This is a genomic window from Pseudonocardia sp. Ae150A_Ps1 (assembly GCF_001932315.1).
Taxonomy (GTDB): domain Bacteria; phylum Actinomycetota; class Actinomycetes; order Mycobacteriales; family Pseudonocardiaceae; genus Pseudonocardia.
In genome coordinates this window covers 1-13,570 of the sequence record NZ_MCIJ01000002.1, presented here as the reverse complement: position 1 = coordinate 13,570, position 13,570 = coordinate 1, and the positions used below count along the sequence as shown (strand labels likewise).

At 65.0% G+C, this 13,570-nt stretch carries 12 protein-coding genes; 4 read left to right on the top strand and 8 right to left on the bottom strand.

Annotation, left to right across the window (positions count from 1 at the left end; translation table 11 throughout):
* Positions 1–166 precede the first annotated feature (166 nt).
* Positions 167–1,051, bottom strand: a complete 885-nt coding sequence (locus tag Ae150APs1_RS28945; RefSeq protein ID WP_170918207.1) for a ParA family protein — start codon at positions 1,049–1,051, stop codon at positions 167–169.
* Here Ae150APs1_RS28945 and Ae150APs1_RS28940 point away from each other — a divergent pair.
* On the top strand, positions 1,032–1,361 hold the full coding sequence (locus Ae150APs1_RS28940) for an antibiotic biosynthesis monooxygenase (RefSeq protein WP_075302801.1): 330 nt from the start codon (positions 1,032–1,034) through the stop codon (positions 1,359–1,361). The genes Ae150APs1_RS28945 and Ae150APs1_RS28940 overlap by 20 nt on opposite strands.
* 45 nt (positions 1,362–1,406) lie before the next feature.
* Here the strand turns inward: Ae150APs1_RS28940 and Ae150APs1_RS28935 are convergent, their stop codons facing one another.
* The 3 genes from Ae150APs1_RS28935 to Ae150APs1_RS32345 all read right to left on the bottom strand — a co-directional run bounded on the left by Ae150APs1_RS28935 (position 1,407) and on the right by Ae150APs1_RS32345 (position 5,067).
* Positions 1,407–2,411, bottom strand: coding sequence for a C40 family peptidase (locus tag Ae150APs1_RS28935; RefSeq protein ID WP_170918206.1), 1,005 nt, complete (start codon positions 2,409–2,411; stop codon positions 1,407–1,409).
* A gap of 373 nt (positions 2,412–2,784) precedes the next feature.
* A complete protein-coding gene (locus tag Ae150APs1_RS34750) occupies positions 2,785–3,480 on the bottom strand; it encodes a transglycosylase family protein (RefSeq protein ID WP_349289921.1) in 696 nt (231 codons plus the stop codon).
* An 861-nt stretch (positions 3,481–4,341) separates the two neighbouring features.
* Positions 4,342–5,067, bottom strand: a complete 726-nt coding sequence (locus Ae150APs1_RS32345) for a glycoside hydrolase family 16 protein (RefSeq protein WP_075302797.1) — start codon at positions 5,065–5,067, stop codon at positions 4,342–4,344.
* A 686-nt stretch (positions 5,068–5,753) separates the two neighbouring features.
* Between Ae150APs1_RS32345 and Ae150APs1_RS31610 the strand changes: the two genes are divergently transcribed.
* Both Ae150APs1_RS31610 and Ae150APs1_RS31605 read left to right on the top strand, forming a co-directional pair.
* A complete protein-coding gene (locus tag Ae150APs1_RS31610; protein ID WP_139317641.1) occupies positions 5,754–6,413 on the top strand; it encodes a hypothetical protein in 660 nt (219 codons plus the stop codon).
* A complete protein-coding gene (locus Ae150APs1_RS31605) occupies positions 6,410–7,051 on the top strand; it encodes a hotdog domain-containing protein (RefSeq protein WP_075302793.1) in 642 nt (213 codons plus the stop codon). The genes Ae150APs1_RS31610 and Ae150APs1_RS31605 overlap by 4 nt, the downstream gene beginning before the upstream one ends.
* Before the next feature lie 697 nt (positions 7,052–7,748).
* On the opposite strand, the gene Ae150APs1_RS28905 is transcribed toward Ae150APs1_RS31605, so the two are convergent.
* From Ae150APs1_RS28905 to Ae150APs1_RS31595, 4 genes are all read right to left on the bottom strand, one after another.
* Positions 7,749–8,966 (bottom strand): amidohydrolase family protein, encoded by a 1,218-nt coding sequence (locus Ae150APs1_RS28905; protein WP_075302791.1) that lies wholly within the window; start codon positions 8,964–8,966, stop codon positions 7,749–7,751.
* A gap of 394 nt (positions 8,967–9,360) precedes the next feature.
* Entirely contained in the window at positions 9,361–10,548 is a 1,188-nt protein-coding gene (locus Ae150APs1_RS28900; RefSeq protein ID WP_139317231.1) for an amidohydrolase family protein, read from the bottom strand.
* A 45-nt stretch (positions 10,549–10,593) separates the two neighbouring features.
* Positions 10,594–11,613, bottom strand: coding sequence for a DUF6545 domain-containing protein (locus Ae150APs1_RS31600; RefSeq protein ID WP_139317230.1), 1,020 nt, complete (start codon positions 11,611–11,613; stop codon positions 10,594–10,596).
* Between the two features lie 147 nt (positions 11,614–11,760).
* Positions 11,761–12,207: an ImmA/IrrE family metallo-endopeptidase gene (locus Ae150APs1_RS31595; protein ID WP_139317229.1), complete on the bottom strand. Its 447-nt coding sequence runs from the start codon at positions 12,205–12,207 to the stop codon at positions 11,761–11,763.
* Between the two features lie 969 nt (positions 12,208–13,176).
* On the opposite strand from Ae150APs1_RS31595, the gene Ae150APs1_RS28890 reads away from it, so the two are divergent.
* Positions 13,177–13,518 (top strand): hypothetical protein, encoded by a 342-nt coding sequence (locus tag Ae150APs1_RS28890; RefSeq protein ID WP_139317227.1) that lies wholly within the window; start codon positions 13,177–13,179, stop codon positions 13,516–13,518.
* The last annotated feature ends 52 nt before the right edge of the window (positions 13,519–13,570 follow it).

The following is a 13,570-nucleotide window of genomic DNA, read 5'->3' as shown; positions in this document are numbered from 1 at the left end:
CGCGGGCTCGTGCGCGGACGCGGGCTCGTGCGCGAATTTCTTCGGATGACGGGGCGCGGGGGGGCGCCGCGGCTGGCGGCTGGCTTTCCTCTCGCGGAGCTTCGCCGTCGGTGACGACGAATTACTAGTATGTTTTTCGTTGGCGACATGGGAATCTAGGTTGTCACTAGGAGGCATTGCGAGCACGTTCGGCCACCTCTCTTGCTGTCGTGATGTAGGCACTGATCATCGGGGTGTTTCGTTTCGATAGAGATTTTGCCGCGCACAAGGCGGTGCGAGCTTTTCGTTGAGGTAGCCAGTCGGCGCGGGGAATCTCGGAACTCACCTTGAGGTCGTAGGTGATCGCGATTTTATCGAGCCAGTCCAGGTGGGAATCGGCCGGACTCTTCGGCACCTGCGATGGGACGATGTACAGGGGATATCCTTGCAGTTTCTCGCACCATCCAGCGAGCGCATTGAGATCCTTTTCTCCCAGTTCCGTGGGGCAGGGCACCACGTGAGCTGCGGCCATCGCGCCGTAAGTTGCGGCCCCTGAGCCGGGGTGGGTGTCGATCACGACTGGCCGTTTCCATTCCCTGGCCCATCGCGTGAGATGGTCAGCAAATTTCTCCGGTCGTGGTTGATGAGCTTCCAAGTCTGGACCGGCCGGGACCAGGTCTGGCTTGGTGGTACCACCGCGAATAAGACGGGGGGCGCGACCGCTGTCAAGCGCGTCGAGCAGTGGAGATCTGGCACGGGTTTCGCGACGCCAGCCGAGGGCCCTGGATACGCAGCCGTCGTCCCAGTCAGCATCGACGAGTACCGCATCAAGGCAGTAGGCCAGCTCTGCGGCTAGAGTACTTTTCCCGACTCCGCCTTTCCCGGCCGCTACCGCGATGACGTGGCCGGCGAGCGTCGTCCGCGACCAAGCGCGGAGTTCTTCTACGGATGCGAGCAGGTCAAGGCTGGCAGCTGGCGGTGGCGAGATCACAGCAGACATCATCGCAGCATCGCGCGAGCACGTGCACGGGCCCGCGTGTAAGATCTTGCGCATGACCGTCGTGAAGATCAACGCGATCACTGTGCCTGCTGGGCAGGGCCCGGAGTTGGAGGCACGGTTCGCTGCCCGCTTCGCCCAAGGCTGCATGGGTGACGTCGACGGCTTCCTGGGATACGAGTTGCTGCGGCCGGTCGCGGGCGACACCCGTTACTTCGTTTACACGCGCTGGGAGTCCGATGCCGCCTTTCAGGCGTGGCGCACTGACGGCAGGGAGGCCGCGCACTGCGACTCGTCTAGCCCTCAGGTCGGGACCGGTGCTGACCTGCTGGAATTCGAGGCCATCGACCTCGCCGCCTCTCCAGCCGCTGCGGCTGAGGGATAACCGGCCCGGCCCAAGCACTCGCCTGCGATCTGGTGTCGCAGACGTCTATGCGGCTGGTCGGTGGGTGGCGCGTACGGCGCCGATGAACTCGCGGGCGTAGTAGGTGTGGTTCCAGATGTCGGTCTCGGTTTTGACGACGTCTCCGGTCTGCGGCGCATGGAGCATGCGGCCGGCGCCGAGGTAGAGGCCGACGTGGTGGATCCCGCCGGGGCGCCCGCTGCCGGAGAACAGGAGCATGTCCCCGGGTTGGACCTGGGCGGGGTCGGTGATGGGTGGCTGGAAGGCCGCCCAGATCGCCTGGGTCTGGTGCGGCACTCCGATCCCGATTCCGGCGAAGGCGTAGGTCATGAGCCCTGAGCAATCGAACCCGCCCATGGTGGGGCCGTGGGCGTCACCGCCGGCCCACACATACGGCACGCCCTGCTGAGCGAGGGCACGGTCGAGGACCTTCTGGATGTGCGGGTCCACCCCGCCGGGCACCACCGGGACCGACCCGGGGGGACCGTCGGGGCGGGTGCAGGTGATGTTGTCCAGGGCGCCGACCAGCAGCGCAGCGGGTTGTTCCCACTTGGCGTAGGCGTCGGGGAACGCGCTGATCTGCACTGCCTGCGCGGCCCGGGTCAACGGCATCGTCTCCCACCCGGGAATCTGCAACAGGCGTTCGTAGAACAACCGCGCCGACCCCCTGGGGTCCATGCGGGTGGCGACTGAGCCCCAGCCGGCGGCCCGCTGCTGGAACAACCCGACCGAGTCATGATCGTCCCCGACGGCCTCGTGCGGGTGCGTCAAGGATTCGTTGACAGTGTGGTTGGCGTAGTTGAGCAGGGTCGATTCCTGCATCGCGGTCGCGACCGCGATCACCTGGCCACGGACGGGGACACCCAGTTCGGCGCCGGTGGCGACGATGTGGACGGCGTTGGACACCTGAGCGGTGCCGAAACCGTCGACCAGATCGGCCGGATCCACCCCGGCGGGGGCACACACCACCCCGGGAACGCCCAGCGAGGACGGGCGGCCGCCGGCGGTGATTGCGCCGCCGAGGGCGATCACGAACAGCACGATGACCACACTCACCACCGCGGCCGCGGCCGCAAGCTCCGTTGTCATGGTCTTCAACGTGGACTCCCCGGTCTCGAACGCAGGGCTGGTCGTGGTTGCCCACGCTGGCGAGGTAGTGACACAGGCCGCGCCGACCGGCTACGGTTCGTGGTGCTCGGGCTGACCCGCCGAGGTTTGAAGAGCCCCTCGGCCGGTCGGCCCGGGTGGGTTGTCTCCGGGCCTGGCCACCACCGACCCTCCTCGTCTCGTGTGGGAACGGCGGCATGGTGTAGGTGACGCAACGGTCTCCCTGCGTCAATCCCTCCCACACCACAGGTCCGGAGCCAACGTCCCAGCACCCGAGCCGACACCACCGGATTCCGGTCTAGTCGGTGAGGCCGAGCCGCTCACTACATGCCGGCCACGCGCCCCACCCTTGGGTGTCCTGCACCCGCTGCGCCACCGCGATCTGCTCAGCCCGGGACGCCTCGTGGGCCGAGCCCTGACCCCCGAAAGCTCTCCAGGTCGAGGGCGTGAACTGCAGCCCACCGGCGAACCCGTTCCCGGTAGGGGTCGCCCAGTCCCCACCCGACTCACACCCGGCCAACTCATCCCACACCCGCTCCGGGACCGCGGCCGCGCTCTTCTCCGCGACCTGGGCCGACGACGGTGACCCGGCCGCGGCGGGCTCCTGAACGGCGGGGCCGGACGACACCTCCGGGGCGGGGGCGGCGCTGCCGCTGGTTCGAGAGATCACCTCACCAGCACTACCGCTCCTGCTGCTGGTGGTGTCGAGGTCGTCGAGGTTCAAACCCGGGTCGGTGATGGTCTCCAACAATGCGGCCGCGTCCGGATCCGCTGCTGCCGCCTGCGCGGCCTGCTCGGTCAACTTCTTCACCCCGGCGGCCAGGCTCTCGCTCTGCTGGCCACCCGGGCCTTCACCCCGCGGGTCGGTGCTCTGACCAGCACTGGGGTGCTCATCCGTGGTTCGCGTGGCCGGGCTACTCGTGCGGGTCGGCTCAGGATCCAGGGTGTCGAGGAACTCTCCCAGCAGCGCGACCGCAGCCCGCGCATCCTCCACACTCGCCCCACCATCATCGGATGCGACGGTCGCGGTGTTCGTGCCAGAGCCACCACGACCAGAGCCCGAACGACTCACCTGTTCCTCGCTGCCGCGACCGGCACCGGCAGAGCCGCCCCGGCCGGCCTCGCTCCCAGGCCGGCCCGGGCCGTGCTTCTTCCCGTGGTCCTCAGGCCCGCTCGTAGTTGCGCTGGTCGCCGGCCCGGCAGGACTGTGGGAGGCGGCCGGGGCGGTCGTCGTGGTAGCGGCGGGCTGCACCGGCACCGCCTTGTCCGGCACCGCCTTGTCCGGCGGCGGAGCAGTCGACGGCGACACCGCCGGGACCGGGGTGGGAACGGGCGCCGGAGCCGCGTCCGGCGGCGGGGGGACGTTCTGCGGCGGGGGCGACGGAGTAGGAGCCGGCCGGGGTGGAGCGGCCCGCGGCGGCGCAGGCACGGGCGCGGACGGAGCAGCAGGCGCGGGCCCCGGGGCCGGGCGAGGCGGCGGTTCAGACACAGGGGCCGGGGCGGGTGCCGGGGCGGGGCCGTTCACGACGTCGGTGACCGCGCCCCCGGCCGCGCCGACCGCGTCCACGGCTTTATGACCCGCATCGGTCAGCTCGCCCAGGACACCCACCGCGCCCTCCCCCGGCGGAGCCTCGGTCGCGGACTCCAGCTCCGACGCCGCAGCAGGGACGAGCAAACCCGGCGTCAGCGCGGTCCCGCCGAGCATCGCCCCCGCTGTCAACGCCGCGACTGCCGAACGACGCACCACCACCCCCGCCAGCGAGGACAAGGGCGAAGAACCAGAACGAGCAGACATCAATGCACTTCCTTCATGATCAACAAACAAAGCGGGCAGGGCATAACGGGGCTGTGGTCATCAGCGACTACCAACGTTGTTGACCTCGTCGGTGATCGAGGTGGAGGAGTCCGCGCCGGTCGACCCTTCGCTGCCGCGTGAGTCCGTGGACGGGCCCTCGCCGACGGCGAGGCTCCACTGTTTGACCCAGTCGACCTGCATCTGCCCGGTCTCGCCGTCGCCGCGGGGGAACCAGTCCAGTTGCAGGCACAGGTGCATCGGGCCCGGCGGCAGGATCGAGGTATCCGTCGTCTTCCACCATTCGCGGCCGTCGACGAACGCGGTCACACCGTGCGGTGTCCACTCGAGGGCGTAGTTGTGCCACGCGGTGGCGTCGATGGTCAGTTCGCCGTGGACCTGGGAGTTGTCCGCCCCGTAGTGCAGAAAGAGTTCGACGGTGTTGCGGTCCGGGTTCATGATCTCGGCGAAGTCGATCTCCCCACCGACGGGGAAGTTCTCCTGCGTCGGCCACAGCAACGCCAGGGCGTTGTAGGACGGGGAGCCGGTGGGGGCGCGCATGCGGACTTCCCAGCGCCCGTACTTCTGGGAGTGCGCGGTCCACGCCAGCCCGGCGGTCGTGCCGTCCCCCGAGCCGTCGATGGTCAGCACACCGTCGGCGACGGTCGCCGCATCCGGGGAGCGGGCGCCGTTCCCGGCATGACCCGGGCCGTCATAGGCATTCCACCCGGGCCCCAGCGCGGTGCCGGTGAAGTCGTCGACAACATCGGGGGCGCCCCAGCCGAACACCTCACCAGCGGTGTCGCCACGGCCCGTGTCCTGCGCAGGCGTCGGGGACGAACCGGTCGACGACGACCTCGCCCCCGGCGGCGGGACCTGTCCGATCGGCGACTGTTGAGTACCGGATCCGTTTTCATGATCCCCAGCACCGGACGCGGCGTCATAGCAGGCGACGGGGACGAAACCGGGCTCATCGGCGCCAAGAGCGAGTAACGCCGACCGCAACACCCCCGCACCGCTACTGCTCTTGCTGCCAGGGTCGAGCTCAGCGAGTTCAGCCAGGACGTGGGTCGCAGTGATCCGCCACCCACACACCGCATCACCCGCCTCCGCGGGCCCCCTGCCCCCAGCGGCGAAGCCAAGCACCAGAGTCACAGCAGCCGCGAGCGCGGAAACACCGCCGACCGGCCCCATCAACGCACACCTCGGCCGCTACGACCACCGGCAGGCCCGGCGCCGCGCGAGACTCGGAGCTTCATCACCCGCACCACTGCCCCCGTCCATCGACCCCGACCCGAACATCACCACGATTGTACACTATCCATTGTTGTATATTCGTCCACTTGTGCGTGTGAAGCACACCTGAGAACCCAACCCGGGGATAGGGTGTCGTACCTGACAGCACCGACCCCACACACCCGGAACCAGGACCATCAGGAACGCCCGGGAGCAGTCCCCAGACGAGAAGGAGCACCATGAGCCGACGACGAGCACAGCTCGACAGCGCCAACAGCACCACAACTACCGGCGGAGAAACCGACCCGGCCCGCGGTCGGGCAGAAACGGTGACACCGCCGCGGATCAAGCCCGGCGCTCCCGACCCGAACCGGTTCGGCACCATCAGCGAACGACTGAACTACCTCGCCAGCAGCATCCGCCGCCCCAACGGGACCATCTTCCCCGCCACCGACATCGTCCGATGGATCCGCAGCCAAGGCGGCAGCGTCAGCGACGTCTACATCACCAAAATCCTCAACGGCACCCGCGGGAAAGAACCCTCACCCACCTACCTGCGCTGGCTCGCCCGCTACTACAACGTCAACGACGACTTCTTCCACACCGACCACCCCGAAGCCGTCGACGGACCCGCGCACACCCTGCACATCCTGCTCCGCGAACCCGCCGGCACCGACCTGCTCCACAACTGGGCGCTCCTACCCGAACGACAGCGCGACATCATCTCCGCCCTGATCACCAGCATGGTCCCCCCACACCACCGACACGCCCTCAGCACCACCGCCGACCACCACAACGACGCCGGCGCCGCCGGGACAGGCACCGACAACGGCACCGACAACGGCACCGTCGAGGACGACCGCTCGACGACCTCGACGCCGAAGACCCGCCGGCCATGACCACCGCGCTCCGCCCCACCAGGACCGGTCGCGGCACCAGCGACGAGATGTCGATCTTCTACGTCGTCCCCGACGATCAGCTCGTCCCCGACCTGCACCCCACCCTCGGGGCATTTCGGGCAGGGGAACGGGTGTTCGCGACCGGGTACCTCGTCGGTCTCCTCGAAGCGCCCTGCATGGACTTCCTCCGACACCACCGCGCCAGACCAGGCCAGACACCGATCGGCGCGAAAGTCGAGATCACCCACCGGGCGCCCTCGGTCCCCGGTGACCGACTCCAAGTCACCGCCCGCTGCGCCAGCGAGACCACCACCCGGTTCGTCTTCACCGTCACCGCCCACGACCAACACGGGGCCCTCGTCGCCGACGGACGCGTCATCCAACACCTCGTCGACACCACCACATTCCGCGCGACGCTCCACAAACGCGCACCGGGAAAGGGCAGCCCCATAAACCGCCTCAACAAGTCATCCACCAGCAGAAACAGCGCTGACGACGAGAGTGACGACAACGAATCGGCGGTCCACACGGCGTACACGACCGGGGAACTCGCCCACCGCCTCAGCGAACACGGCTTCACCCACCACCACGCCGTACGCCCCCAGCACGCCACCACCGACACAGGAACAACGCCTTGACCATCGCCATCGCCGCCACCAACGAGACCCGCCCGCCGGCGCTGCGCCGGGACCACGCCCACAGCGTCTACCGGTGCCCGACCTGCGACCAGCCACCACAGAACCTGCGACTCGGCCCGATCCAGATCTTCCTCTGCAGCGACTGCGCCGCCTACTGGCCCACCCACCACAGCGTCCCCGATCCCCCCGGCTTCTGGGACCCAGACGCCGCCGACCGCGAGTGCCGCAGCCGCGGATGCCTCGACCATCCCGGACCCGAGGGCCCACATACCCACCACAGCGCAGCGCGCGGCCACGTAAACCCGCCGCCGACCTACCCCAGGACGTCGGCGATGCTGGGTAGGTCGACGACCTCGAACTCCAACAACTCCGACTCCACACCTAACCCGGCCGACGACACCCCATGCGCCATCTCCCGACCATGCGCTAGCCAATCACAAAACGAGGCGTCAGAATCCCACCACGACAGCACGAAATACCGGCCACCACCATCGACCGGCCGCAAGAGCTGAACTCCCCGAAACCCTGGAACACCGCCCATGCCAGCGCGACACGCAGCGAACCTGCCCTCCAGACCAGATTCCTGCGCATCCACAACGCGCACGGTGTTAATCTTCACAGCCACCGCGACAGCGGCCTCTGCTGAAGTCAGCGAATCCACAACTCCCACAATTCGTAACCCCATCGTCCTGCACCATCAGCAAGTCGCGGCAGTTCCGACCGGCCTGCCCGCACTGAGGACATACTGGACCTTACGGAGCGCCCCGATATCCTCACGGGGATCACCATCGACGACCAGCACATCCCCAGCCAACCCGACTTTCAGCCGCCCTGTCACTTCGGCGAGACCGAGATGCTTCGCCGAGCGTGAAGTTACAGATTCGATAACGCTCTCCGCGCTGAGACCCGCCCACGTGTAGGCTTCGAGCCCATCGACAAAATTACTGAACAGGGCATTCGCAGTCCCCGCTCGACTCCCTGCTATGAGGGGCACGCCGACTTTCGCCAGCCAGGGCAACTTTCCGTACATTTTGTCCCACATCTTGTGACTGCTGCCAGCCACCACACGGCGCCAGTTCGCGCTGTGAATCACACACGCCGCGATTCCTTGATCAGCCATCTGCCTGGCGGATACCTCGTCACGAATGATATCGCGCTCTCTGGTCACTCCGGTCATGTGGTCGACTTCATCGGCACCGGCTTGCACAGCGCGTGCGATCGCCTCCGCGGCATGCGCGTGCACAACAACCCGAACACCTGCCGCGTGAGCTTCATCGACAGCTTCACAAATCTCCGACAGCGAGAACTGCGGCTCGTACACAGCAGGCCCCGCCAGGCCGAGCAGACCACCTGATCCCATGATCGAGATGAAGTCAGCACCCTCAGCAACACGGGACCGTACTGCGGCGCGAAGCCCGCCCTGAGGCTCCACGGCACCACCAAGGAACGCCGCTTCTCCGTCTCTGATCGTGAGCGCAGAACCAGCTGTAAGGATCCGGGGGAGTGGGATGTCCAGGGACGGCTCATCCCGCAGGCGGCGGGCCAGTCCACGCGCATCTCCGACGTCCCTCATCGTGGTGACCCCGGTCTGCAGGGCGTGGGCGGCCCGGATTCGCATCTGCCCGAGGAGCGCCTCATCATCGCCTCCGCTTCCGCCGCGGGCGGGCGCGGCGAAACGCTGCGAGGCGCCCGGGCCGCCGTCGAGCACCAAGTGCGTGTGCGCATCAATCAATCCCGGCAGGAGCGTTGCACCGGGGAAATGTTTCACCTCCGATTCTGGTGAGCTGGCCAGAACTTCGGGACCCGGGCCGACAGCGTCGATCCTTCCATCACGGATACGAACCGCTCCGTCCTGAACGCTGCACCCAACCGGACCGACCAGAACAGTTTTTCCGACCAGCACCGTAGAGCTCATCGCTTCATCACCACTTTCCTCAACTTTCAAGACGACCCAGCATCGCCCATCGGCGGACATATCCGACAGAGCCGCAATTCGCGCGAGATCTTCAGAAGCTCTTCGGTCTCTCGATCGAATCGATTGTCGCATATTCCCAAAATTTCGGGATCAGTTAAATCTCCGAACAGAATCTGGCGATCAGCTACTTCTCGCAGCACCTTGATAAAATCAAGTACATACGCAGGACCCTCAGGTAGCTGCTCGCTTTCTACGTATGGTCGCAGGCGGGTGATCGCGTCGAAACACTCAGCTCGACGTCGGCGGAAGTTAAACCCCACCACCTCTGACTCAATCGGTTGATTGTTTCGACTCTGCCGACCCCGGACATGACCCTACTCCGTCCTTCATCTGGTCATTTCGGAGCGACATGTTGACCATTGATAATGACGAGGCGGGGCCTCGTTACTGCTGACAGATCAGCGAGTACGTTCCCCTCGACAACAAGCAAGTCGGCAGCCATTCCTGGGGCTAGCGAGCCGGTGACGGCGTCGAGGCCCAACGCTTTAGCACCAGCAACCGTGCCGATCTCTACCGCTTTTCCAGGAGGGAATCCATACTCGGTGAACCGTGCGAGTGCCGCGGCTGTTCCGGCGAAGCTGGTGACCCCGGCATCGGTGCCAGCAATCTGAGTGACTCCGTGTTCATCGAACCAAACGACACGCCCCATCAGCTGCCGCGCCCAGACCTCGCCGACCTTTGTGGCGAGGCCGCGCCAGTCGTTGCTACTGGCATGGCAGAGCACTGTCCCTTGCTCGGCCATCTGTTGGGCGACCTCGGGTCGGGGGTCCCAGTCGGGTCCTTCCACGAGCCAGGTGGCGTGTTCGACAGTGTCGACGCCCGCATCGACTGCCAGTGCGATCGCGGCCGCGCTATGCGCATGGGCGGCGATCCGTAGACCGTGGCCGTGCGCTTCGTCGACCGCAGCCCGCAGCTCAGTGAGGGTGAACTGTGGATCCCACATCGCGTACGGGCCAGGGGTCAGTTGACCGCCCGAAGCCATAATTTTTACCGCGTCGACGCCCTGGGCGGCGAGCAGTCGGATCCGGTCGCGGATCTCTCGCTCGCCCTCGACTACACCCCCGAGGAACCAGCAGTGCCCTTCCTTCACCGTCAGCGGTGCTCCTGCTGTCAACAATCGTGGCCCGAGGACTTCTCCACCGGAGATTGAGTCTCGAACCTGCCGAGCCAGACCGTTTCTGTCGCCGAGGTCTTGCGCCGTCGTCACACCGGACCTAAGGAGTTCCTGGGCTCGCTCGGTCATCTTTTGTGCGAGCCGCGTGTCGTCATCTTCGGCGTACAGGGTGTCCAGGATGTTCGGGCCGCCATGAAATACGAGATGCACATGCGCATCGACTAGCCCCGGAATGATTGTCGCGTCGCCGAACTGATGCACAGCAACATCTCTACCGACACCTACTTCCACCTCGTCGCGGCGACCGACTGCGGAAATTACCCCGTCGGCAACAAGGACCGCGCCGTCAGATACGGACTCCCCCTCCGGGCCGAGAAGGACCGTCGCGGCTGTGTACAGATCCTCCACTCTCACTCCTTCATACTCTCGGCACGCTCAGCGGTGGAAGCGCATTCAGGCGATCGTACTGTTCCGGGGCGAGCCGTAACGCTCGACAAGCTTTGCGAACTCAGCGGCGAACACCAGTAGCGGTCGATCGTCATCTTCGGCGGCTTGCGCGATCGGGACCGGGTCAGCCGCGATCGCTTTTCCTCTATGAAATCTAACCAGCGCCTCGTACACTGCCAGCGCTTGCTGCTTCAAAGTCATTCGCTCAGAGGGTGTGACTACGTATTCGCTGACCAGCCACAGACCGTACTCGCACTCCGCGAAAATTTTGCCATACAGGAATTGAGTATCGCGGAGCAGGAGATCGCTCACTCTTCCAGTAGCCCCCCTTCTCTTAAAATGAACCCCCGGAACTGTTGCGGCCAGCTCCTCCCAAAGAGCCTTGAGCCGACCACTCTTCCTGTGCGCGAGCAGCTGCTCTCGGCGGTACGCTCGAAAAATTTGAATTGCGAACGCGCACAGACTCCCGATAAATCCAAGGATTCCTGCTTTTAGCAGTAGCTGTTCCGCTCGGAGTAGGTCCGCGGGAATTAGTATTTCACTAGTAGTTCCCCACGCTGTCGCCACCACTATAATTCGGATGACGGGGCCGCCGATGAGCATCGCGGTCGAGCTGACCAGGGCTAGGCAGGAGGCCCAGCGTAACGGGGTGGCCGGGCGGATTACAGCTCTGTAGCTACTCCAGGCCAGCAGTGCACAGCAGTATGCAAAGTGGAAGTTCCCTGTCAGATAGAAGAGGTATACAGGGGCAAATCTGGCCTCATATCCATCTAGGAAATCCGGGTACCGAGGCATCCCTACTGGGCTTGCAGCCCAGCAAACAATGAGGCCGATGCTGGCCAGGACGGCTACTGAGGCTTGCGCTGCCGGGCGAGCTAGCAGTAGCTGAGAAGCCTGACAAGCAGTGAAAAATAGGGTAGTCGAAAGGAATACCAAAAGCAGAAAAATATTGGCCAGAAGTCGATCTAGCCCCGAGGCAAGAGAGTCGATGATGGACGCAATGGGACGGAGTTCCGTGAACGCCATCAAAAACAATGCTGCCACCAGCAGGTTCCCGGTGGGGCGACGCCGCGCGGGCTGATTCACCAAAAGTCGCGACAAAAACGCTATTGCAAGCACGCACCATACAGCTATAGCGGTGATACCCACGGTGAGGCCGCCGAATCGGGAAGGTCAGAAGATATCGATTGCATCCATTATCGGTTCGCCTGAGATACTGCACTTGCTGACCATGACGGCGCGGTAGTTCCAGTACTGGAGCATGGCAGCAAAGTGCTCGGCATCGTTTTCTTGAGGAGACTCAAAACAGTCTCGGCGAAGACAGCGGCGCCGCATCACGCCAGGAGGAAGATGCGGAGCCACCATCCTCACCACATCATCATCGCCACCGGCTCCCAGCTGATGCCCCAGCGTCATGTGGCCGATCTCGTGTAAAATTGTCCTGGTGCGCTGCCGAGGCGCCAGATTCGCATCGTGGAAGATAAAATCTTCGGCATCACATTCTACCCACAGCCCAAATATACGTGGGTCGGGAAAATTGAATGCCACGACCTGTAGGGGTCGTCTGCGGTTCTCCCCGACCTTCCGACAGAACTCATCCAGATCCAGCGGGAACGTCATGCCGAGATCACGGACCAGCCCGCTCGCCCGTGCTTCCACTCCCTGTCCCGGCCAGCACAAAAGCGGCAACCTTCGCGGCCCAAACTTTCCCAGCACAGCCTGCTCACTCCCTACTCAACATCCTAGATAAGGTTGTCACCCAAGTTAGGTGAGCCCAGCTCCACTCCAGAATCACCAGGCGTCAAGGTCTTCATCGGCCGGTACCTCAAAAGATCGTAGACGCGCTTGATCCCGCTGCTTACCCAGCGGTCGCCCACCAGGGAGCGTGTTCACAAAATCGTGGAGCCACGACCGCATCTCAGAGTCCAGACTCGCTGCGCGCGCCGCGATACCGCGCACCTTAGCGTCACGTAAACTCGCGACCAACTGAAGTTCCTCGTGAATCACTTTCGCAGCCGAGCCGCTCTCTGCGAAATAACCTACGGGCACTTCAAAAAATCGGGCCAAGGCCTGCAAAGTATGCAAGGTCGGATTCGTTCGAAAACCTCGCCTGAGAAGGCCTATATAGTTCTCGCTGAGGGTTGGCTCACCGTTCTTAGAATTTTCCGCCAACCAATTAGCCACCTCCCGATTCGTAGGCGGATCCTCCCCCGGGCGATGCATCGTCGCGAAGGCTTGATTTATCTTGTCCGCAAACGTAAGCGAACAATCCTCCTCGATAGCTGACATCAACGCATCGTCCTCTCCAGGGCCAGGGCCAGGGCCAGGGCCAGGGCCAGGGCCAGGGCCAGGGCCAGGGCCAGGGCCAACCGTAGCAGCGTCCCGCATCGCCACACGGACGGATCAGTCAGCGTCGTCGTCCGACGCACCTCTGCTGAACTAGGGAGTTGACGCCGTCGTCAGAGGGTGCCACTCTTTCGGTCGCGCGCCGTGACGGCGCGATCACTCACCACTGCCGGAGCTGACTGGCCGGCGCTGTGAGGTTGGCTGCGCGTCGCGTGCAGGTACTTCGTCTCCCCGGAGGTCACGATGCTCGATCCGTCCCCCGCCGATCCGGATCCCGCACGGCAGTGGATGCCGCCGGGGCTCGTCCCGACCCGTCCTGTCCGGCGGGCGGGTCGTGGTGGGGTGGATGTGGAGGAGAACTGGTTGCGGGACAAGATCCTCGCGGCGACCCGGGAGTTGGTGTGTGCGGCGGAGAAGGTCCGTAACCCGTACGGGGCGACGCTGGAGGATCAGGCGCCGGCGGCGTGGCATGTCCGGACCACCCAAGCGATCCTCGATGACTGCGTCGAGCACCTCGACGACCTAGACGACCGCGATGGACGCCACGGGCCCGGCGGGCCACCCCAGCGGTCGACACGCCCGTAAGAGCGGCCACCGACCGGGCCAGTAGCCGGGTCTGGCAAGATCAGACAGTGAG